A 20061-nucleotide genomic window follows, 5' to 3' on the forward strand; every position below is an offset into this window, starting at 1 on the left:
GAAGCGGGCGAAGCCTATGGCCGGGGCGCTGGCGCGTCCATGCGGGGGCGGGCAGGATGCAGGCGGGGCGACGGGAGGCCCGATCCATGAAGAAGACGATGATCGCCGCCGCGATGCTGGCGCTGGGGGCGGGCGCCGCGGCCGCGCAGAACCTGACCATCGCGACCAGCCTGTCGCTCAACACGATGGACCCGCATTTCTTCAACGGCTTTCCGGCCGGGTCCGCCCATCCGCAGATCTGGGACGGGCTGACGGAGATCGACGAGAACCTCCAGGTGAAGCCGGCGCTGGCCACCGCCTGGCGGCTGATCGATGCCAATACCTGGGAATTCGACCTCCGCCCCGGCGTGCGCTTCCATGACGGCACGCCCTTCACCGCCGCCGACATCGCCGCGACCTTCGCGCGCGTGCCCAACGTGCCGAACAGCCCCGCGCTGTTCACCAGCTTCATCCGGCCCGTGCGCGAGGTGACGGTGGTGAACGACACCACCATCCGCATCACGACCTCCACACCGACCGCGACCCTGCCGGGCGACCTGGCCCGCGTGCTGCTGCTGTCGGCCAGGGATGCCGGGCAGACCACCAGCGAGTTCAATGCCGGCCGCGTCAACGGCACCGGCCCCTATCGCTTCGCCGGCTATGTGAACAGCGAGAGCCTGTCGCTCACGCGCGCCGACACGCATTGGGGCCCGCGCGCGGCCTGGGGCAACGTCACCATCCGCACCATCGCGCGCGATCCCTCCCGCGTCGCGGCGCTGCTGGCGGGCGATGTGGATGCGATCGACCAGGTGCCGACGGGCGACAAGGCGCGCATCGCCGCCGATCCGCGCTTCCGCCTGTTCAGCGGCCCGGCGGCCGTCGTGCACTACATCGCGCTCGACAGCGCGCGGGCGGAAAGCCCCTTCGTGCAGGGGCGGGATGGCACGCCGGTGCGCAACCCGCTGATGGATGTGCGCGTGCGCCAGGCACTGTCGATGGCGATCGACCGCAACGCCATCGTGACGCGGCTGATGGAGGGCAGCGCCACCGCCGCCAGCCAGTTCCTGCCCAGCAGCATCGACGGCACCAGCCCGAACCTGCGCCCCACCCCCTTCGACCCCGCCCGCGCCCGCGCCCTGCTGGCGGAAGCGGGCTTCCCCCAGGGCTTCCGCCTGACCCTGCACGCCACGACCGACCGCTACCCGAAGGATGAGCAGATCGCCCAGGCCATCGCGCAGATGTGGAACCGCGCCGGCATCCAGGCCTCGGTCGCCGGCGTCGCGGGCCAGGTCTTCTTCACGGAGGCGACGCGCCAGGCCTATTCCGCCTTCATCGCGCAATACGGCACCAACGAGGCCGGCGAGGGCCCGCGCGCCGTGGTGCACAGCTTCGAGGCCGGGCGCGGCTACGGCAACGCCAACCGCACGCGCTATTCCAACCCCCGCGTCGATGCGCTGATCCAGGAAGCGATGGCGGAGATCGACCCGGATCGCCGCCGCACGAAGCTGCACGCCGCGATCGACGCGGCCTTCGAGGATGTGGCGCTGATCCCGGTCTTCCATCCCTCCTGGGACTTCGCGGCCAAGCGCGGCATCACCATCACCAGCCGGCCGGAGCGGCGCTTCAACGCGCTGATGATGCGGCCGGACTAGGCTTGAAACCTGACTAGGCTTGGGCCAGGCGCCGGTTCGCGGCCTCGAACAGCCCGACATTCTTGACCACGTCATAGGGCTGTTCGGTCAGCGTCTCCGGCTCCCACTCGCTGCGCTCGGCGGCGAAGAAGTCGCCGAGATAGACATGGATCGCCCCCGTCAGCCGGCCCAGCGGGTTGGTGACGGAATGGATGATGTCGCGCCCCATCGGCATGCAGTCCCGCGCGCCGAGGGATTTGGCGCCCGCGGCCTCGATCCGTGGGCCGTCCTCGGTCTCGATCCGGCGCCAGAAGATGTTGTCCTCCCGGCCGGAGAAGATGCCGATCACGGCCTCCATCCGGTGGTTGTGGGGCATGATGGTCATGCCCGGCCCCCAGGCCAGGTTCAGCACCGTCAGCCCCGGCCGGTGCAGCAGCTTCTGCACGCCCGCCCTCTGCGGCTCGCCCAGCCGGGCGACCAGCGCGGCGGGGTCGGCCACGGCGCGGGCCACCACCTCCCGCAGCGCGCGGGGGTGCCCGGCCTCCGCGGCGTCGCTGCAATCCGCGAGGAAGCGGTCGAGGTCGAAGGGCATGGCAGCCTCCCTGAAGCCAAGGCGCATGGTCGCGAGGGCGCGCCAGGGCGGCAACGAAAAAAAGCGCAACGATTCGGCGGCCGGCGCGCCGCCCTGCCTGAAAGCGCGGCGGTTTCGTCGGGCCGGCGGCTCGCCCCCCGATTTCGCGCTGGCGCCGCCTTGCTTCGCAGGTGCAGCATCCCGCGCATGCCCGACGTCCAAGCCCCCGCCCCCGACCGCGTCGCCGACACCCTGGCCGAGCTGCTTGCGCGGTTGAAGGAGGCGCGGGAGGCGGCGGCCCACGACCCCTTCGGCGATCCCGTGCTGCTGATGGCCCTGGCCGTCAGCCGGCGGCTGGATGACGGGCGGCTGGATGCGCCCGCCATCGCCGCGCTGATCGGCCGCATCGCCGATGACGCCGCCGCGGAGCGTGCGCAGCGCCTGGCGCGGTATGTGGGGCTGGACCGCGCCGGCGGGCTGGATGCGCTGGCGGCGCGGCTGGTGCGGCCGGACCCGGATGACAGCCCCGTCCCCTTCGCCGCCTACCGGGAAGCGGTGGAGCGCCCGCGCTTCGCCGCCGTCTTCACGGCGCATCCCACCTTCTCCCTGCCGCCCGGCACCAATGCCGCGGTGGCGGCGGCGGCTTCCGGCGGCACCATGCCGCGCGGCCTGGCCCATCGCCCCGCCGCGCCGACGCTGACGGAGGAATTCGTCCAGGCCGCCGCCGCCATCGCCCGCGGCCGCGATGCGCTGGATGAGCTGGCGGCCGCGCTGCTGCTGGCGGCGCAGGGCGTCTGGGGCGATCGCTGGCAGCAGCTGCGGCCGGCGCCCGTGCTGCTTTCCACCTGGGTCGGCTACGACACGGATGGGCGCACCGATATCGGCTGGTGGGACACGATCGGCCTGCGGCTGACGATGAAGCGCCTGCAGCTGCAGCGCCTGGCCCAGCAACTGGCGCCGCTCGGCGAATGTGCCGCCGCGCTTGCCGCCCGCCTGGCGCTGGCGGAGGAAGCGGTGGCCGCGCAGCTGGAAGCCCTGCCCGGCGGGCCGAAGCCCGATGAGGTGCAGGCCTTCGCCGCCGTGCTGGTCGGGCGGCGCGACGACGCCATGGTGGACCCCGCGCCGCTGCTGGCGCTGTTCCCCGCGGCCATGGCGGCCGCGCCGGATGATGCGGCGCGCATGAAGCTCGCGGTCGCGCGCGCGGGCCTCGCCGCGCATGGGCTGGCGCTGGCGCATACCCATACGCGGCTCAATGCCAGCCAGATCCACAATGCGCTGCGCCAGCGCCTTGGCCTGACGGCCGCGCCGGATGACATGGCGAGCCGCCGCGGCCTGCTGGCGCAGATCAACCAGGCGCTGGCGGAGGTCGTGCCCCAGCCCGTCGATTTCGGCGCGCTGCTGGCGGAACAGGCCTCCGCCGCCAAGCTGATGATGACGGTGGCGCAGATCACCAAGCACGTCGATTCCTCCCAGCCCGTGCGCTTCCTGATCGCGGAGACGGAGACGGGCTACACGCTGCTCGGCGCGCTCTGGCTCGCGAAGCGCCTCGGCATCGCGGAGCGGATCGAGATCTCGCCGCTCTTCGAGACGGCGGAGGCGCTGGAGCGTGGCGACCGGGTGGTGGAGGAGGCGCTGCGCAGCCCGCATTTCCGCGACTACCTGCGCGCCCATGGCCGGCTCTGCCTGCAATTCGGCTATTCCGACTCCGGCCGCTATGTCGGCCAGCTGCCGGCCAGCTACCTGGCGGAACGGCTGAAGCTGCGGCTGGCGGACCAGCTGCGCCGCCATGGGCTGGCGGATCTCGAGCTCGTGCTGTTCGACACGCATGGGGAGAGCATCGGCCGCGGCGGGCATCCGGACAGCCTGGCGGATCGGCTCGACTACCTCTCGCCCCCCCAGGCCAGGGCGGCGCTGACCAAGGTCGGGCTCAAGCTGCGGGAGGAGAGCAGCTTCCAGGGCGGCGATGGCTACCTGCTGTTCGGCACGCCGCAACTGGCCGCCGCCACCATCGCCCGCATCGCGGAGCACGCCTTCGCGGCGCCGGAGCGCGAGCCCGATCCGATCTATGCCGAAAGCGACTGGGCCGCCGATTTCTTCGCCACCATCCGGCGTGAGATGCAGGCGCTGGTGGAGGACCCCGGCTATGCCGCGCTGCTCGGCGCCTTCGGGCCCGGGCTGCTGGACCGCACGGGGTCACGCCCCGCGGCGCGGCAATCGGACATGGGCGGGCCGTCCCGCATCACGCATCCGAGCCAGCTTCGCGCCATCCCGAACAACGCCATCCTCCAGCAGATGGGGTGGCTGGCGAACACGCTGCACGGCCTCGGCGCCGCAGCGGCGGCGAACCCCGATGCCTTCGCGGACCTCCGCGCGCGCAGCCCGCGCTTCGCGCGCGCGCTGGCCATGGCGGCGCGGGCGGCGGCGAGTTCCGATATCGGCGTGCTGCGCGCGGCGGTCGATACGCTGGACCCCGGCCCCTGGCTGGACCGCGCCGGCGCCACCCAGCGCCCCGGGCGGCGGGAGGAGCTGATGGCGGTGGCGGAGGCGCTGGAGAAGCTCGACCTCTCCGCCGTGGTGGTGCGGATGTTCCGGCGCCTGCAGGCGGACCATTTGGCGCTGCGCGCCGCCTGGCCGGACCTGCCGCGCATGCCGGACCGGCTGGTGCTGCTGCATGCGCTGCGCCTCGCGCTGATCCACCGCATCTGGCTGCTGGCCGTGGCGCTGCCGGAATTCAGCCCGCGCCACGGCGCGACGCGGGACAGCCTGGTGGCGGGGATCCTGCAACTCGACGTGGAGCGTGCCCTCAAGCTGCTGGCGGAGGTCTTCCCGGCCAATCCCGACCCGTCATCGGGGCTCGATTTCCACGAGCCGGCGCCGGAGCGCACCAGCAATTCCTATGCGGCGGAACATGCGACGCTGTTCCAGCCGATGGGGCAGTTGTTCGCGCTGGTCCGCGAATGCAGCGCGGCCATCGTGCATGAGGTGGGGGCCTTCGGATGAACCTCAGAAGCCGAGGCACACCGCCTCGGTCGTGACCATCACGCTCTCCTGCCGGAAGCGCTCCCGATAGGTGGCGATGACGGGGGCGAGGCGCCGCTGCGCTTCCGCCGCATCGCCATCCGGCAGCGCCACCACCAGCACCTTGCTGCGCTGGCGGCTGATGGCGCCGCTGCGGCCGCGCCACTGGCCGGCGCCGTCCAGCACCGTCAGGCCATCGGGGAAGGCGGGGGTCACGGCCTGGTCCATGAAGCGGGCCCATTCGGCGTCGGTGACGATCTCCTCGCCGCCCGCCGTCCGGCCGAAATAGGCGCTGGCGACCGTCGCGGGGCCGAGGCCGGGCGGGCAGGGGGGCTGCGTGGCGCAGCCGGCGAGCAGCAGCAGGGACAGCAGGGCAGGGCGCATGGCGCGCAGCCTACAGCCCCCGCGCGGCGCGGCGAAGCATCAGGAAACCGCCGAAGCAGATCGCGGCGATGACCGGCAGCGCGACATCCGCCCCCGCATTCAGCAGCAGCGGCGCGAACAGCACGGGCGCCACCGCCATGGCGAAGGTGACCGGCGCCATCACCTTGCCCGCGACGGTCGCGTAGCCATCCGTGCCATGCAGCTCGATCAGCGTCGCCGGGCGCATCACGCTCATCACGCCCGACGCCAGGCCGTAGCACAGCACGAAGACCGGCACGGTGATGGCGGGGCCGAGCCCCGGCGCCAGGACATGCCCGACCAGCGGCAGCAGGATGGAGGCCGGCATGGCCAGCAGCGCGAGGGAGGCGACCGTCATCGCCCGCAGCTTCGCGCCGCCCAGCATGTCGATCAGCCGCGCCGCCACCTGCGCCGGGCCGGTGAGGGAGGCCCAGAAGATGGCGCTGCCGCGATCCATGCCCAGCGCCTCCACCACCGCGACCATGTTGGCCAGCAGGGAGGAGCCGACCAGCACCTGCGTGGTCATGGCCGCCGACAGCCAGCGCAGCCTGGCCGGCAGCCGCGGTGCCCGGCCGCGCGGCGCCCGTTCCCGGCTGCCGCGCGGCACCAGCCAGGCATGCAGCGGCAGGGCCAACACCAGGTGGGACGCCGCCGCGCCCAGCACGGCGACCCGCCAGCCCCAATGCGCCTCCGCCCAGGAAAGCGAGGGCCAGGCGACGGCGGCGGAGAGGCCGGAGATGGCGGCCAGCGCCGCGATGCGCCGGCGCGCGCCCTCCGCCCCCAGCGTCGCCAGCGCGGCGTTGCTGGCTTCGGACAGGGTCATGGCGGCGGCGATGCCCAGCAGCAGGCAGGCCAGCAGCGCCACCCAGGGGCCCGGCGCGGCGGCCAGCACCACCAGCCCCGCGGCATAGAAGGCGGAGCCCGCCACCATCACGGCGCGCGGCCCGCGCCGGTCGATCAGCCGCCCGACCGGCGGCGCCAGCAGCCCCGCCAGGCCGAGCTGCACCGCGACGATCAGGAAGCTGGTCCCGGCCGGCAGGCCGAGGTCACGCTCGATCGCCGGCCCCAGCACGCCGGGCACGAAGTAGCCCGTGCCCCAGCCCAGGATGAGCGAGACGCCGAGCGCCGCGACGACGGCCCAGCCCGGCGGGGACGCAGTCCCTCGCTCCGGCGGGGACGCGGTCCCTCGCCCCGGCGCGGGGCTTGTCGTCAAGCCGTGGTGGCGAGCAGCAGCACGCCGGCGGAGATCAGCCCGATCGCCGCCAGCTTCTGGGCGCCGAGACTCTCCCCGAACACCGCCCAGCCGATCACGGCGATGACGACGTAGCTGGCCGCCGTGCAGGGCAGCGCCACGCTCATCGGGATCTTGCGCAGCGCGATGATGTAGAGGAGCGCGGCGCCGCCATAGGCGCCGAGCCCGATGATGGTCTGCCAGCGGAAGAGCTGGTCGAGGAACCCCGTCTCCGCCGCGACGGAGCCCGAGGCGCCCGCCTTCAGCAGCACCTGCCCGATCAGGGAGGTGGAGATCGCCGCGGCCAGCGTGATCCAGGCGCTCAGCATCGGGGCTGTCCCTCCACGCGGCGCGTCACGACACCACGCGCACCCGGTTCGCCTCGGCCGCCGGCGCCGCCTCCGCCTCCGGCTCCGCGGCGGGCATCACCTCCCGCACCACGCCCTGGGGCTTGCCGTTGGCGGAGAGGAAGGCGCGGCCGACATATTCGCCGAGCACGCCGAGGATGAGGAACTGCACGCCGGAGACCAGCAGCACCACCGTCATCATCGAGGCCCAGCCCGAGGGCGTCTCCCCGCTCAGCCCCTCGAAGATCACGATGGCGGCGGCGACCAGGCCGAGGATGCCCATGACCAGCCCGGCCAGGATCGCCATGCGCAGCGGCAGGACGGAGAAGTTGGTGGCCAGGTTCATCCACAGCAGCACCAGGCGCTTCAGCGTGTAGTTGCTGCGCCCCTCCGCCCGCGGCAGGTGCTTCACCTCGATGCTGTCGAGCCGCTGCGTGACCTGCATCAGCAGCCCGTCCACATAGGGGTAGGGGCCGCTGTACTTCGTGACCTCCCGCACGGCGAGCGCCGACATGCAGCGGAAGGAGGAGAGGTAGAGGCCCTTCGGCTTGTCCAGCAGCAGATCCGCCACGCCATTGGCGAAGCGGCTGCCGAGGTTGCGCCAGCCCTCATGCTCCTTCTTCGCGTAGCGCGTATAGACCACGTCCCAGCCGCCGAGGCGCGCATGGTCGTAGAGGCGGATCACCTCCTCCGGCGGGTTCTGGAGGTCGTCATCCATGGTGATGACGTAGGCGCCGCGGGCATGCCGCAGGCCGGTCATCACCGCGTTGTGCTCGCCGAAGTTGCGGGCATGCTCGATGTAGGTCAGCGGCACGGTCGCGCTGCGCTGGAGCTTGCGGCAGACCTCCCCGGAATTGTCGGGGCTGCCGTCGTTCACCAGCACGATCTCGATCCCGCCGGCGGGGCGCAGCGCGGACAGCGCCTCCACCAGCGCGCCGACGGTGGTGGCGCCGCGATAGACGGGCACCACGATGGAAAGGCCGACCGGGCGGCCGGTCATGTCAGTCATGTCTGCGGTCTCCATCACGGGCGCGTGGCGATGACGAGCACGGAGCCGCCCGCCGGCATCGGGATGCCGGACAGGCCGATCCGCCGCTCCGTCTCCGCGACGGCGTGCAGGGTTCGGTCGATCCAGGGGGGGAAGTGGGTGACGTCGCTCGGGGCATCGGGCTTGCGGTGCAGGACCTTGCGCTGAAGGGCCATGAGAGGCAGCAGCAGCCCGTTCCAGTACCGGGATACAATCGCGGTGAAGCCCGCCTGTTCCATCATCGCCGCGGCACCGGCGGCGGTGTAGCGGCGGGCGGTGTGCACGCGCGCGTCATGCGCGCTGCGCAGCCATTCGAAGGCCGGCAGGTTCAGCACCACCGTGCCGCCCGGGCGCAGCACGCGATGCAGCTCCGCCAGGCCCCGGGCGGGATCGACGCCGGCATGGCAGATCACGTCGATGCTGACGGCGGCGCCGAAGCTGGCATCGGCGAAGGGCAGGGCGTTGGCATCCCCGGCCACCACGGGCCAGCCGGATTTCTCCATCGCCCGGCGCGCCGCATCCGGCAGGTATTCCAGGCCCATCGCGCCGCGGCCGGGCATGGCGTCCCGCAGGCGGCGCAGGAAGCCGCCGGTGCCGCACCCCGCATCCAGCACGGGGCCTTCCGGGCCGGGGCGGGCGCGCAGCGCGTCCAGCACCCGGGCATGGGCGGCCTTGAACCACCACATGCCATCCTCGGCGGCGTCCATCAGGGCGTATTCGGCGGGTTCCACGCAACCGTTGTGGCCGTGGACCGCGGCGAGGGCAAGGCGGGACCGCGACCTGCGCAGGGCAGACCCGCCGCAAGGACGCCGCAATGCGGTTGCACCTTAACCCCTGCGGCCCGAGGATGCGCCCGCCGATGACCCCGCCGACCACCCCGCCGCACCAGGCCGCCCAGGCCAGGGGTGCCCACCCCCTGCATGGCGCGGAGGCGCCCGCGCGCGCCAGCGCGGCCGAAGCCGCGCAGCCGGAGCGCCCCGCCATGACCATGGAGGCGGAGACGCGCGCCCGCCTGCTGCGCGCCCTGGCCCTGGCGCCGGCCGTCGCCTTCCTGCTGATGGTGCTGGCCCCGCCGCTCAATCACGATGTCGCGGCCATCCTGAATTTCGCCGAGCGATGGGTGGCGGGCGAACGGCTCTACCGGGACCTGATCGACGTCAACCCGCCACTGATCTTCGTCCTGACCGCCATCCCGGCGCTGATCGACCGCTTCACGCCGCTGGATGCCGTGCAGGCGCTGCAGGCCTGCGTGCTGGGCTGCTGCGCCTTGGCCTGGCGCTTCTGCGTGGCGCTGCGGCGGGACCAGCGGGAGGGCCCGGTGGAAGCGGCGGTGCTGGATGCGCTGGTGCCGCTGACCTGTCTGCTGGCGGCCTACGATGTCGGCCAGCGCGAACAGCTGATGGCGCTGTTCGCCCTGCCCTATGCGCTGCTGGCCGCGCGGCGGATGGAAGGGCAGGCGACGCCGACGGGCCTCGCCCTTGGCGTCACCCTGGCCGCCGCGCTGGCCTTCGCGCTGAAGCCGCATTTCCTGGCCGTGCCGCTGCTGGTGGAGGCGCTGGTGCTGTGGCGCCGCGGGTCGGCGCCGGCGCTGCGCGACCCGCTGCCCTGGCTGATGGCGACCGTCTGGCTGCTCTACCTGGCGACGCTGCCGCTGATCTTCCCGGACTACCTCGGCCACGTCGTGCCGCTGGTGATGGATTTCTACCTCGGCACCGGGGGGCTCGGCGTCTTCGCCGTGCTGCTGACGGACAAGATGGGATCGGCGGTGGTGGCGGTGCTGCTGCTGCTGCCGATGCTGGCCTGGCGCGGGGCGGGGCCCGGCGCGCGGGCGCTGGGCGCCGTCGCCGTGGGGGGCATGCTGTCCGCCATCGTCCAGCACAAGGGCTGGTCCTACCACGTGGTGCCCATGGCCATGGCCACGGCGCTGGCCGGCGGCTGGGTGGCGGCGCGCTGGTTCGACCGCGCCCTGCCATCCGGCCGCGCCATCGCCGCCGCGCCGATGCTGGCCATCGCCTGCACCTTCGCCATCGCCGCCGTGCATATCCGCGGCGAAAGCCCCTGGCGCCAGATCTGGTACACGACGCTGTCCGACGGCCAGCTCGCCGCCGCCCTGAAGCGGGAAGTGGCCGGGGAGCGGCTGCTGGTCCTCTCCCCCGACATCTACCCGGTCTATCCCGCGCTGAACTACGCAAGGGCGCGATCGACGCTGCGGACCATGAACCTCTGGCTGCTGGTCGGCGCCTATCCCGATTGCCCGGAAGGCGCCGCCCGCTACCGCGAGCCCTGGGAGATGTCGCGCCCCGAATTCCTGGTCTATCGCACGGTGGCGGAGGACTTCGCCCGCGCCCCGCCCGGCGCCGTGCTGGTGGCCAAGCGGTCCGGCATTCCGCGCTGCGGGGCGGAGGAGTTCGACCCCATCGCCTATTTCTCCCGCCACCCGGCCTTCGAGGAGACCTGGCGGCGCTACACCCGCATCGTCCACCTGGACAACTACCTGCTCTACCTGCGCGAGGAATGATGGCCTACGAGGACTATGTCGGAAAAACCGACATCCGGGAGGACACGCTGGATGCCCGCCTGGTGCGCGGCCTGGCCGCGACGCTGGGCCGGCCGGTGCCGGATACGCTGCCGCCGCTGTGGCACTGGATGCTGTTCCAGGACTGGGTGATGCCGGACGGCATCGGCCCCGATGGCCACCCGAAGCGCGGCGGCTTCCTGCCGCCCGTGCATGACCTGCCCCGCCGCATGTGGGCCGGCGGGCGCGTCGGCTTCCCCGGCGCCGTGCTGCGCCTGGGCGACGCCGTGCGCCGGACCAGCACCATCCTCAAGGTGGCGGAGAAGTCGGGCGGCGCCGGGCGCCTCGTCTTCGTCACCGTCCAGCACCGGGTCGAAGGCCCCGCCGGCGTGGCGGTGGAGGAGGAGCAGGACATCGTCTATCGCGGCGCGGAGGGTGCCGCGGTGAAGGCGGCGGACCCCGCCCCCGCCTGGCCGGACGCCATCGCCACGACGGTGGTGCCGGACAGCGTCATGCTGTTCCGCTATTCCGCCCTGACCGGCAACGGCCACCGCATCCACTACGACCACCCCTATGTGACGGGGGAGGAAGGCTATCCGGGCCTGGTCGTGCACGGCCCGCTGCAGGCGACCTTCATGGCCCATCACGCGATGGACCATGCGGCGCCCGACGCGCGCCTCGCCCGCTTCGCCTATCGCGGCCGCCGCCCCTGCTTCGACGGCCGGCCGCTGACCGTGCTGCGGCGGGAGGAAGGCGGCCAGGTGCTGCTGGAAACGCGCGACGACACCGGCGCCACCTGCATGCAGGCCGAAGCGGTGGTCGAAGGCCAGCCACTTGGCTGATCGAACACCCGGCGCGACGCCGGGGGCTGCCCCTGGGGCTGCCCGGTCGTCGCGCCCGCGCCTGCCGCTGACGCAGGACACGATCAAGGGCATCGCGATCATCGCGCTGGGCTATGGCGTCATCTCCGGCGCCGATGCCGCGGTGAAATGGGCGCTGCCGGAAGTGGGCGTCGCCGTCGCCATGATCTGGCGCGGCGTCTTTGGCATGATCGCCATCGCCATCCTGTCGCGCGGCCGCGGCCTGGTGCCGGTGCGGCGGCCGCTGCTGGCGCTGCGATCCATCCTGCACTGCGCGGTCACGGTGTCCTTCTACCTGGCCTGGTTCCGCGGCTTCCCGCTCGGCGGGTCCTACGCCGTGAACGCGGCGGCGCCGCTGATGATGACGCTGCTCGCCATCCCCCTGCTGGGGGAGAAGGTGGGCTGGCGGCGCTGGACCAGCACCTGCGTCGGCTTCGCGGGCGTCATGGTCATCCTGCAGCCCGGCGGCGAGTTGTGGCGGTGGGAGGCGGGGATGCTGCTGGCCGCCGCCGCGCTGCTGGCGCTGACCCGCATCTGGACCCGCGTGCTGGCCCGCACCGACACGCCCCAGGCCATCGCCTTCGCCCTGCTGGCGGCGCATGTGCCGACGGGCTTTCTCCTGTTGCCGGTCTTCCCGCCGCTCGGTCCGGTGATCCCTGCCTGGGACATCGCGCTCTGCCTGGGCTTCCTCGGCCTCGCCAATGGCTGCGCGCATTTCCTCTTCGCCCGCGCCTTCGCCATCGCCCCGGTCTCGGCGCTCGCGCCCTACGAATACACGACGCTGCTCTGGGGCGGCATCCTGGGCTTCCTGCTGTGGGCGGAGGTGCCGGCGCTGAACACGCTGGTCGGCGCGCTGATCGTGATGGCCGCGGGCCTCTACAACCTGCACCGGGAGCATGTGCGGAAGCGGGAGGCCGAGGCGGCAACGCGCGACGCGGCCTATGGACCGAGGCCCTGAATGCCGCTCCGCCACGACCTTCGCCGCGGCATCGTCTTCATGCTCTCGGCCTGCGCGCTCTTCGCCTTCATGTCCGTGCTGGTGAAGTCGCTGTCCGGCCGCATCCCGTTCCAGGAGCAGATGTTCTTCCGCAGCGCCTTCGCCCTGCCGGTGGTGGCGCTGATCGTGCTGCGGCGGACGGGGCTGAACGGCGGCTTCGCGACGGTGCTGAAGACCAAGCGCCTCGGCGGCCATGTGGTGCGGGCGCTGAGCGGCGTCTGCGCCACCGCCTGTTCCTTCTACGCGCTCGGCGTGCTGCCGCTGGCGGAACACCAGGCGCTGACCAATGCGACGCCGCTCTTCGTCACGATCCTGTCGATCCCCTTCCTGGGGGAGAAGGTGGGGCTGCACCGTGCGGGCGCGGTGCTGGCGGGGTTCCTCGGCATCCTCATCATCGCCTTCGGCCAGGGCGCCTTCACCGGCGACTATGGCGGCGCCGCGCGCATGGGCATCATCGCGGCGACGACGCATGGCGTCTTCTCCGCCATCACGACGCTGATGGTGCGCAGCCTCTCGGCGACCGAGGCCTCCACCACCATCGTCATGTGGCAGTCGCTGCTGATGACGGGGATCATCGGCCTGGCGCTGCCCTTCGTCTGGGTGACGCCGAGCTGGCAGGACCTGCTGCTGCTGATGGCGATCGGCACGCTGGGGGGCGTGGCGCAGACGCTGCTGACGGAAGCCTGGGCCAGCGCGCAGGTCTCGGCGCTCGCCCCCTATTCCTATTCCTCGCTGCTCTGGGCGATCCTGTTCGGCATGATCTTCTTCGGCAATGTGCCGAGCCTCTGGACGCTGGCCGGCGCCTCGGCGATCGTGGCGGCGAGCCTCTACATCATGCATCGCGAATTGCTGCGCGGGAGGAAGAAGCCTTGAGCATCCCGTTCCTGCGCGAGGACAGCGCGGAAGTCGGCATCGTGCAGCATGTCGCCCCCGGCGTGCGGCGCATCCTCTGCGGCAATCCCGGTCCCTTCACCTGGCGCGGCACCAATACCTACCTGATCGGGCGCGGCCGCGTGGCCGTGCTGGACCCCGGCCCCGCCGATGCCGCGCAATGCGAGGCGATCCTGCGCGCGACGGCGGGGGAGGCGATCACGCACATCCTGGTCAGCCACACGCATCGCGACCATTCGCCGGGCGTCGCCGCGCTGGCTGCCGCCACGGGCGCGCCAAGCCTCGGCTTCGGCCCGCATGTGACGCCGCCCGACCAGGGCGGGGAGGGGGGCGACCATGATTTCCGCCCCGAAATCACCCTGCCCGACGGCGCGGTGGTGGAGGGCGATGACTGGCGCGTCACGGCGCTGCACACGCCGGGCCATTGCGCCAACCACCTCTGCTTCGCGCTGGAGAACGATTCCGGCGCCGGCACGCTGTTCAGCGCCGATCATGTGATGAGCTGGTCCACCACCGTGGTCAGCCCGCCCGATGGCGACATGGCGCATTACATGGCGTCACTCGCGAAACTCGCGGCGCGGGAGCATGACCTCTATCTGCCCGGCCACGGCCCGCCCCTGCCGGACCCCGCGGGCTTCGTCGCCGCGCTGCATGCGCATCGGCGGGAGCGGGAGGCGAAGGTGCTGGACTCGCTGCGCGCGGCGGGCCGCGCGACGGCGCTGGATTTGGTGCCGGCCGCCTATGGCCCGTCGCTCGATCCGCGCCTGGTGCCGGCCGCGGCCCGCAGCCTGCTGGCGCATCTCATCAAGCTGGCCTCGGAGGGCGAAGCGGTGCGGGACGGGGAGAGCTTCGAGGCGCGGTGAGCCGCTACTCGTAGGCGCTTTTGCGCTCTACTCGTCGCTCATCCGGTTGTCGTTGCCGCGATAGACGATCTTCGGCAGCGCGGCGCGCGCGGCCGGTGGCGTCGCATGCCAGGCCTGGAACTCCACCAGGATGCGCTCCGTGATGTTCGCGAGCTTCGCATCCAGCGCCTTCGACAGCGGATACCAGTCCAGCCCTTCCAATTCGCCGGAGCCCGCAATTTCCCCCCGCACCGCGCTGGCCGGGGCGATCAGGAAGCGGGCGTTGAAGCGCATGCTGCGCGTCGTCGGCGTGACGGCGCGGCAGAGATAGTCGAGCGCGGAGAGGTCGGCCATCAGCCGCTTGCCCTTCACCTCCCCCATCAGCAGCCCGGTTTCCTCGTACAATTCACGCACCGCCGCCACGCCCAGCGCCCGGGCGAGGGAAGGCGGTGCGCGATGTGCCAACAGGGCCAGGGTCTCCGGCTTCAACTCGGACAGCGCCTTGACGCCATGGTCGGCGCGATCGACGCGGCCGCCGGGGAAGACCAGCACGCTCGGCATGAATTTGTGCTTGGCGTGGCGCATGCCCATCAGGATCTCGGGCTCCTCCCCGCCGTCTCGCCAGACGATCAGGCTCGCGGCGTGGCGCGGCTTCACCGCGTGCTTCTTCGCGGGTTTGGCGGGGACGAGGTCCGCGCCGCCGGGATTGTCCGCCGCCGGGTCCTTGGGCTTGGCGTCAGTCAAGGTTCAGACCCTTCGAGGCGAGCCAGGCGCGAAGGTTCGCGCGTTCCGGCACCGACAATTGCCGCGCGGCATTCTCGCTCCAGGTGCAGCCTTCCGGCTTCGGGCCATGCACCTCCGGATATCGCGGCTTGCCCGGCGGGCGCAGCGCATCATAGGCGGGCAGGGCGGGCGCCAGGCCGCTGTCGTCATAGCCTTCGCGATGCACGACGACGGAAGGCGGCAGGCGGGGCGAAGTGGCGTTGCGCGCCGCGGGGAAGCCCAGCGTCAGCCCCGCCACGGGGAAGACGCCATCGGGCAGCCCGAACAGCGAGGCGATGAGGTCGAGGTGGTTGCGCACATAGGAGATCGGGCAGGTGCCGAGCCCCGCATGATGCGCGGCCATGATGCCGAACCCCATGGCCAGCGCCGCATCCGCGGTGGCGTTGAGGAAGGTATCGACGCTGTCATTGGCGTGCGCGCGGCCGTGATGGGCACAGACCAGCCGCCCGCGCCGCACATCGCCGCAGAAGACCAGCAGGATCGGCGCTTCCTTGATCCAGGGCATGGTGCCGATGGCATCAGCGATGGCCGCGATTTTCGCGGCGTCCCGCGTCACCAGGATGGAATACTGCTGCAGGTCCGATTTGGCGGGCGCCGATTGCGCGCCCGCCAGCACCGTATCCAGCAGCGCATCCGGCACCGGATCGGCGGTGTAGCGCCGGGTCACGCTGCGGCCGAGCAGCGCCGCGAGGGCTTCCGGCACCTCCGCCGGGGTGAAGGGCAGCGCGCCGTAGCGGGCGCGGATCAGGGCTTCGGCATCCATGGCCGACAGGGTGGCACCGGGCGCGGGCGCCGTCACGCCCGCACCACCCAGGCATCGGCGACGGTCACGCCCTCGCCCGGCCGGCCGATGATCAGCGGGTTGATCTCCGCCTCCGCCACTTCCGGCACCGCGGCCAGGGCGGAGACGGCGACGATGGCGGCGGCCAGCGCCTCCACATCGCCCTTCGGCAGGTTGCGCCAGCCCGTCAGGGGCTTCATGGCGCGGACCTCCCCGATCATCGCATGGGCTTCGGCGAGGCCGACCGGCGCCAGGCGCAGCGCGATGTCGCGATGCAGTTCGGACAGCACGCCGCCGGCACCGAGCAGCACCACCGGCCCCACTTCCGGGTCCCGCCGGAAGCCCAGGATCGCCTCAGCCAGGCCCTTCGCCATGGGCTGCACCAGCATGCCGGTGAGGCGCGCCGTGGGGGCGGCCGCCGTGACGCGGGCGCGCATGGCGGTGGCGGCTTCGCGCAGCGCCGCGGCATCGGCGATATGCAGTGCGACGCCGCCGACCTCCGTCTTGTGCGCCAGGTCGGGCGACAGGATCTTCAGCGCGACGGGGTAGCGGAGCCCCACCGGCGGCTCCTCCTGCATCACCTGGCTGTCGGAAGCGAGGCCTAGGGCGGCGAAGAGGGCGCGGGCGTCGGCCTCGTCCGGCGCCGCTGGCACGGTGACGGCGGGTGCGGGAAGGTCCGGCACGGCGGCGGGGGCGCGCCAGTCGCAGAAGGCCCGGATGGCGTCGGCCGCACCCTCCGGCGTGCGGAAGGCAGCAATGCCCGCTTCCGCCAGCATGCGCAGCGAGGCCTCGGCCTGGGGCGCCAGGAAGGCGGCGATCGGCTTGCCGGGAATCGTCGCGGCTTCGACCACGCCGCCGACCGCATCCTTGGGTCGGAACTGGGCGGAGGAGCCGACGACGACCAGGGCGAGGTCCGTGTCCTCCGCGCTGCGCAGCGCGTCCAGGCCCGCCATCACGCGGTCCGGCCGCGTGCCGGCCAGCGTCATGTCGAGCAGCCGCGCATGGTGCGGCAGCTTCGCCGCCTCCAGCTTCGCGGAGGCGACGGCATCGGGCTTCTTCGCCTCGATCCCCAGCACGCCCAGCGCATCCACGGCCAGTGCACCGCCGCCACCCGTCGTCGTCATCACGCCGACGCCGCGATGCACCCGCGCGGCGGGACGGCGTCCTGCCACCAGCAGCGGCAATTCGAGCAGCGCTTCCAGCATCGTCACGCGCAGGATGCCATGCGCGCGGAAGAACGCGTCCGCCGCCGCATCGCTGCCGGCCAGCGCGCCGGTATGGCTGTTCGCGAGCTCCGCGCCGAAGGGGCTGCGGCCGAGCTTGAGCGCGACGATGGGCTTGCCGAGGCGATGCGACTTCGCTGCCGCGGCCGCCATCTGCTCCGGCGCGCGGATCGCCTCCAGGAACAGGCAGACCACATCCACATCGGGATCATCGAGCGCCAGCGACGCGATCTCGCCGGCCGTCAGGTCGGCCTCGTTCCCCGTGCCGATGAGGTGGGAGAAGCCGAGCCCCCGCGCCGCGCCGCGGGACAGCAGCGCGCCCATCATGGAGCCGGATTGGGAGATCAGCGCGACGCGGCCTGCGGGCAGCGCTTCGGCTTCCAGCGCCGCATTGGTCGTCAGCGCCGTGCGCGCATTGGCATTGACCACGCCCATGGAGTTCGGCCCGAGCAGCCGCATGCCGCCCACCTTCGCCGCTTCCAGCACGCGGGCCTGCAGCGCGGCACCTTCCGGCCCCGCTTCCGCGAAGCCATCGGCCAGCACGCAGGCCAGCGGGATGCCACGCCTGGCGCAGGCCGCGACCTGCGCTTCGACATTGTCGGTGCCGAGCAGGATGTAGGCGAAGTCGATCGCGCCGGGGATGTCCTCGATCGAGGCATAGGCGCGCTCGCCCAGCACCTCCGCGGCACGGGGATTCACCGGGAAGAGTTCGCCGGTATAGCCATGCCGGCGCAGGTAGCGCTGCGGCCGCGCCGTCAGCCTCCCCTCATCGGCGGAGGCGCCGATGAGCGCGATGCGGCGTGGGTTCAGCAGCGCCTGCGCCAGCGAGGTCACTTGGACGGCCTCTGGGAGAAGCTGCGGCCGAAGATGCCTTCCGCGATGCGGTTCTTCATCATCTCCAGGCTGCCGCCCGCGATCATCCAGCCCCGCGTCTTGCGCACGCAGTATTCGATCAGCAGGTCCTGGCTGTAGCCCGTGCCGCCCATGATCTGCATGGATTCGTTGGACGCCATCCAGCCAGCCTGGTTGCACGCGTATTTCGCGATCGCGATCTGCTGGGCGTCAGGCAGGCCATCGCCGGCGCCGACCGCGGCACGATACAGCAGCAACTGCGCGGCATCGAGCGCCACCCGCATTTCGGAAAACTTCCATTGCAGGCCCTGGAATTCCATCAGGGCGCGGCCGAACTGCTTGCGCTGTTCGGCATGCGCCTTGGCCTGGCGGAAGCAGTATTCGCCGAGCGCCAGCGCGCGCGTCGTGTTGCCGCAGCGCTCGACATTGAAGCCCGCGATCTGCTTGCGGAACCCGCCCTCGCCCAGCAGCACGTTCTCGGCGGGGATGAAGACATTGTCGAAGTAGAGCGCACACCAGGTCTCGCCATTCATGTAGCGGCTGGGCTGGCCGAGGCGGAAACCCTCCATCCCGCGTTCCACGATGACGGAGCCGATGCCGTTCACGCCGGGTCCGAAGCGGCAATAGATGACGAAGACACCGGCATCCTCGGTGTTGCTCGTGAACACCTTGCCGCCGTTCAGCCGGTATCCGTTGCCATCCTTCGTGCAGGTGGTCTTGAGGTCCGTCAGCGCCGACCCCGCATCGGGTTCCGTCATGCCGACGGCGGCGATCGTCTCGCCCTTCAGCAGCGGCGTGAAGTACCTCTCCTTCTGCCCGGGCGTCGCGTATTCCGCGAAGGTCCGGAAGGCGCCGAAATTGCCGGCCTGCAGCACATCCGCGCTGCGCGGGCAGACATAGGCGATCTGCTCCATCGCGAGCACGGCATCGAACAGCGTGCCGCCCTGGCCGCCATCCTCCTCCGGCAGCATGATGCCGAAGAGGCCGTTCTCCGCCATCAGCTTGGCGACGTCCCAGGGGAAGCGCTCGTCATGCGCCCGCGCCACGGCGTCCTTCGCCAGATGCGTCTCCGCGAAGCGGCGCACGCTGTCCTGGAAGGCGATCTGTTCCTCGGTCAGGCCGAAATGCATCAGACGGGATCCCACGAAAACACGTCGCCGCTGCGGTCGAGCGGCAGGAAATGCGACTTCAGCGCCGGCAGCGCGGTCTCCGCGATGGCTTCCGGCGTCCAGCCCTCGCCGCGATGCGTGCTGCGGATCGGGCGCGGCTGGCTGAACAGGAACAGCTCATTGTGCCGGGCGGCGAAGATCTGGCCGGTGACGTCCTTCGCCGCATCGGAGGCCAGGAACACCGCGAGCGGCGCGTTCTTGTCCGGCGTCATCTGCTGCAGCCGTGCGACGCGCGCGCGCTCGGCCTCCGTGCTGGCGGGGATGGAGCTGGTCATGCGCGACCAGGCGAAGGGCGCGATGCAGTTGGACCGCACGCCGAAGCGCTGCATGTCGAGCGCGATCGATTTGGACATCGCTGCGATGCCGAGTTTCGCAGCCGAGTAGTTGGCCTGTCCGAAATTGCCGATGAGGCCCGAGGTCGAGGTCATGTGCACATAGGCGCCGCTGCCCTGCTTGCGAAAATGCTCGGCGGCGGCGCGGCTGACGAAGAAGCTGCCGTTCAGGTGGACGTTGATGACGGCCAGCCATTCCTCCGGCGACATCTTGTGGAAGATCTGGTCCCGCAGGATGCCGGCATTGTTCACGACGATGTCGATGCGGCCGAAGGAATCCAGCGCTGTCTGTACGATGCGCTGGGCATTCGCCCATTCCGCCACGCTGTCCGTATTCACCACCGCGCGCCCGCCGCGCTGCTGGATGATGGCGACGGTCTGCTCGCCCGGCGTCGTGCTGGTCGGGCCCTCGCCCGTCAGGCTGGCGCCGATGTCGTTGACCACGACCGCGGCCCCCGCCAGCGCCATGGCGAGGGCGATTTCCCGCCCGATCCCGCCGCCCGCCCCGGTCACCACCGCGACCTTGCCTTCGAGCATCATGCCGGCTGCCTCCCTCTTGCGCAGAGGCGTTCTAGGCCGCTGCGATCGGGTCGTGAAGCCGGGTTGCCCG

Annotated in this window: 18 protein-coding genes; 7 read left to right on the top strand and 11 right to left on the bottom strand. The window is 71.8% G+C overall.

Annotated elements, in window-relative coordinates; translation table 11 throughout:
* Positions 1-86: 86 nt before the first annotated feature.
* On the top strand, positions 87-1631 hold the full coding sequence (locus tag JJI54_RS12165) for an ABC transporter substrate-binding protein (RefSeq protein ID WP_203073252.1): 1545 nt from the start codon (positions 87-89) through the stop codon (positions 1629-1631).
* A gap of 13 nt (positions 1632-1644) precedes the next feature.
* Here JJI54_RS12165 and JJI54_RS12170 read toward each other — a convergent pair whose 3' ends face one another.
* The gene (locus JJI54_RS12170) at positions 1645-2202 is read right to left on the bottom strand and encodes a hypothetical protein (RefSeq protein WP_203073253.1); all 558 of its coding nucleotides are present in this window, start codon (positions 2200-2202) and stop codon (positions 1645-1647) included.
* Between the two features lie 186 nt (positions 2203-2388).
* Here JJI54_RS12170 and JJI54_RS12175 point away from each other — a divergent pair, with 186 nt between their 5' ends.
* The gene (locus JJI54_RS12175) at positions 2389-5181 is read left to right on the top strand and encodes a phosphoenolpyruvate carboxylase (protein WP_203073254.1); all 2793 of its coding nucleotides are present in this window, start codon (positions 2389-2391) and stop codon (positions 5179-5181) included.
* 3 nt (positions 5182-5184) lie between these two features.
* Here JJI54_RS12175 and JJI54_RS12180 read toward each other — a convergent pair whose 3' ends face one another.
* From JJI54_RS12180 to JJI54_RS12200, 5 genes are read right to left on the bottom strand one after another with little or no spacing between them, the layout of a single operon-like run.
* On the bottom strand, positions 5185-5583 hold the full coding sequence (locus JJI54_RS12180) for a DUF3574 domain-containing protein (RefSeq protein ID WP_203073255.1): 399 nt from the start codon (positions 5581-5583) through the stop codon (positions 5185-5187).
* 10 nt (positions 5584-5593) lie between these two features.
* Complete coding sequence (locus JJI54_RS12185; RefSeq protein ID WP_203073256.1) at positions 5594-6814, bottom strand: MFS transporter; 1221 nt, start codon at positions 6812-6814, stop codon at positions 5594-5596.
* Positions 6811-7161 (bottom strand): DMT family transporter, encoded by a 351-nt coding sequence (locus JJI54_RS12190; RefSeq protein ID WP_203073257.1) that lies wholly within the window; start codon positions 7159-7161, stop codon positions 6811-6813. The genes JJI54_RS12185 and JJI54_RS12190 overlap by 4 nt, the downstream gene beginning before the upstream one ends.
* A gap of 25 nt (positions 7162-7186) precedes the next feature.
* On the bottom strand, positions 7187-8188 hold the full coding sequence (locus JJI54_RS12195; protein WP_226381680.1) for a glycosyltransferase family 2 protein: 1002 nt from the start codon (positions 8186-8188) through the stop codon (positions 7187-7189).
* Positions 8189-8202: 14 nt separating this feature from the next.
* Positions 8203-8913 carry a class I SAM-dependent methyltransferase gene (locus JJI54_RS12200; protein WP_226381681.1) on the bottom strand — a complete coding sequence of 237 codons (711 nt, stop codon included), beginning with the start codon at positions 8911-8913 and terminating at the stop codon, positions 8203-8205.
* A 152-nt stretch (positions 8914-9065) separates the two neighbouring features.
* Between JJI54_RS12200 and JJI54_RS12205 the strand changes: the two genes are divergently transcribed.
* Genes JJI54_RS12205 through JJI54_RS12225 form a run of 5 tightly spaced genes read left to right on the top strand, consistent with a single transcriptional unit; the run spans position 9066 to position 14332 of the window.
* Positions 9066-10724, top strand: a complete 1659-nt coding sequence (locus tag JJI54_RS12205) for a hypothetical protein (RefSeq protein WP_203073260.1) — start codon at positions 9066-9068, stop codon at positions 10722-10724.
* Entirely contained in the window at positions 10721-11563 is an 843-nt protein-coding gene (locus tag JJI54_RS12210) for an FAS1-like dehydratase domain-containing protein (protein WP_226381682.1), read from the top strand. The genes JJI54_RS12205 and JJI54_RS12210 overlap by 4 nt, the downstream gene beginning before the upstream one ends.
* Positions 11556-12539 carry a DMT family transporter gene (locus JJI54_RS12215; RefSeq protein ID WP_226381683.1) on the top strand — a complete coding sequence of 328 codons (984 nt, stop codon included), beginning with the start codon at positions 11556-11558 and terminating at the stop codon, positions 12537-12539. The genes JJI54_RS12210 and JJI54_RS12215 overlap by 8 nt, the downstream gene beginning before the upstream one ends.
* Positions 12540-13451 (top strand): DMT family transporter, encoded by a 912-nt coding sequence (locus JJI54_RS12220; RefSeq protein ID WP_203073261.1) that lies wholly within the window; start codon positions 12540-12542, stop codon positions 13449-13451.
* Positions 13448-14332, top strand: a complete 885-nt coding sequence (locus JJI54_RS12225) for an MBL fold metallo-hydrolase (protein ID WP_203073262.1) — start codon at positions 13448-13450, stop codon at positions 14330-14332. The genes JJI54_RS12220 and JJI54_RS12225 overlap by 4 nt, the downstream gene beginning before the upstream one ends.
* A 27-nt stretch (positions 14333-14359) precedes the next feature.
* Here the strand turns inward: JJI54_RS12225 and JJI54_RS12230 are convergent, their stop codons facing one another.
* The 5 genes from JJI54_RS12230 to JJI54_RS12250 are packed head-to-tail and all read right to left on the bottom strand — an operon-like array spanning position 14360 to position 19991.
* Positions 14360-15055: an NUDIX hydrolase gene (locus JJI54_RS12230; RefSeq protein ID WP_226381684.1), complete on the bottom strand. Its 696-nt coding sequence runs from the start codon at positions 15053-15055 to the stop codon at positions 14360-14362.
* Positions 15048-15893, bottom strand: a complete 846-nt coding sequence (locus JJI54_RS12235; protein WP_203073263.1) for a nitroreductase family protein — start codon at positions 15891-15893, stop codon at positions 15048-15050. The genes JJI54_RS12230 and JJI54_RS12235 overlap by 8 nt, the downstream gene beginning before the upstream one ends.
* Positions 15890-17932, bottom strand: a complete 2043-nt coding sequence (locus tag JJI54_RS12240; RefSeq protein ID WP_203073264.1) for an acetate--CoA ligase family protein — start codon at positions 17930-17932, stop codon at positions 15890-15892. Before JJI54_RS12240 ends, JJI54_RS12235 begins: the two co-directional genes overlap by 4 nt.
* On the bottom strand, positions 17929-19080 hold the full coding sequence (locus JJI54_RS12245; protein WP_203073265.1) for an acyl-CoA dehydrogenase family protein: 1152 nt from the start codon (positions 19078-19080) through the stop codon (positions 17929-17931). The genes JJI54_RS12240 and JJI54_RS12245 overlap by 4 nt, the downstream gene beginning before the upstream one ends.
* Positions 19080-19991: an SDR family NAD(P)-dependent oxidoreductase gene (locus JJI54_RS12250; RefSeq protein ID WP_203073266.1), complete on the bottom strand. Its 912-nt coding sequence runs from the start codon at positions 19989-19991 to the stop codon at positions 19080-19082. Before JJI54_RS12250 ends, JJI54_RS12245 begins: the two co-directional genes overlap by 1 nt.
* Between the last annotated feature and the right edge of the window lie 70 nt (positions 19992-20061).

The sequence above is a fragment of the Falsiroseomonas ponticola genome, from assembly GCF_016805305.1.
In the GTDB taxonomy this organism is placed as follows: domain Bacteria; phylum Pseudomonadota; class Alphaproteobacteria; order Acetobacterales; family Acetobacteraceae; genus Falsiroseomonas; species Falsiroseomonas ponticola.

What these genes read in the sequence shown, in the direction of transcription:
- JJI54_RS12165 (WP_203073252.1), top strand. Translation starts at nt 87, where the DNA reads ATGAAGAAGACGATGATCGCCGCCGCGATGCTGGCGCTGGGGGCGGGC.
- JJI54_RS12170 (WP_203073253.1), bottom strand. Translation starts at nt 2,202, where the DNA reads ATGCCCTTCGACCTCGACCGCTTCCTCGCGGATTGCAGCGACGCCGCG.
- JJI54_RS12175 (WP_203073254.1), top strand. Translation starts at nt 2,389, where the DNA reads ATGCCCGACGTCCAAGCCCCCGCCCCCGACCGCGTCGCCGACACCCTG.
- JJI54_RS12180 (WP_203073255.1), bottom strand. Translation starts at nt 5,583, where the DNA reads ATGCGCCCTGCCCTGCTGTCCCTGCTGCTGCTCGCCGGCTGCGCCACG.
- JJI54_RS12190 (WP_203073257.1), bottom strand. Translation starts at nt 7,161, where the DNA reads ATGCTGAGCGCCTGGATCACGCTGGCCGCGGCGATCTCCACCTCCCTG.
- JJI54_RS12195 (WP_226381680.1), bottom strand. Translation starts at nt 8,188, where the DNA reads ATGACTGACATGACCGGCCGCCCGGTCGGCCTTTCCATCGTGGTGCCC.
- JJI54_RS12200 (WP_226381681.1), bottom strand. Translation starts at nt 8,913, where the DNA reads ATGGACGCCGCCGAGGATGGCATGTGGTGGTTCAAGGCCGCCCATGCC.
- JJI54_RS12205 (WP_203073260.1), top strand. Translation starts at nt 9,066, where the DNA reads ATGACCCCGCCGACCACCCCGCCGCACCAGGCCGCCCAGGCCAGGGGT.
- JJI54_RS12210 (WP_226381682.1), top strand. Translation starts at nt 10,721, where the DNA reads ATGATGGCCTACGAGGACTATGTCGGAAAAACCGACATCCGGGAGGAC.
- JJI54_RS12220 (WP_203073261.1), top strand. Translation starts at nt 12,540, where the DNA reads ATGCCGCTCCGCCACGACCTTCGCCGCGGCATCGTCTTCATGCTCTCG.
- JJI54_RS12245 (WP_203073265.1), bottom strand. Translation starts at nt 19,080, where the DNA reads ATGCATTTCGGCCTGACCGAGGAACAGATCGCCTTCCAGGACAGCGTG.
- JJI54_RS12250 (WP_203073266.1), bottom strand. Translation starts at nt 19,991, where the DNA reads ATGATGCTCGAAGGCAAGGTCGCGGTGGTGACCGGGGCGGGCGGCGGG.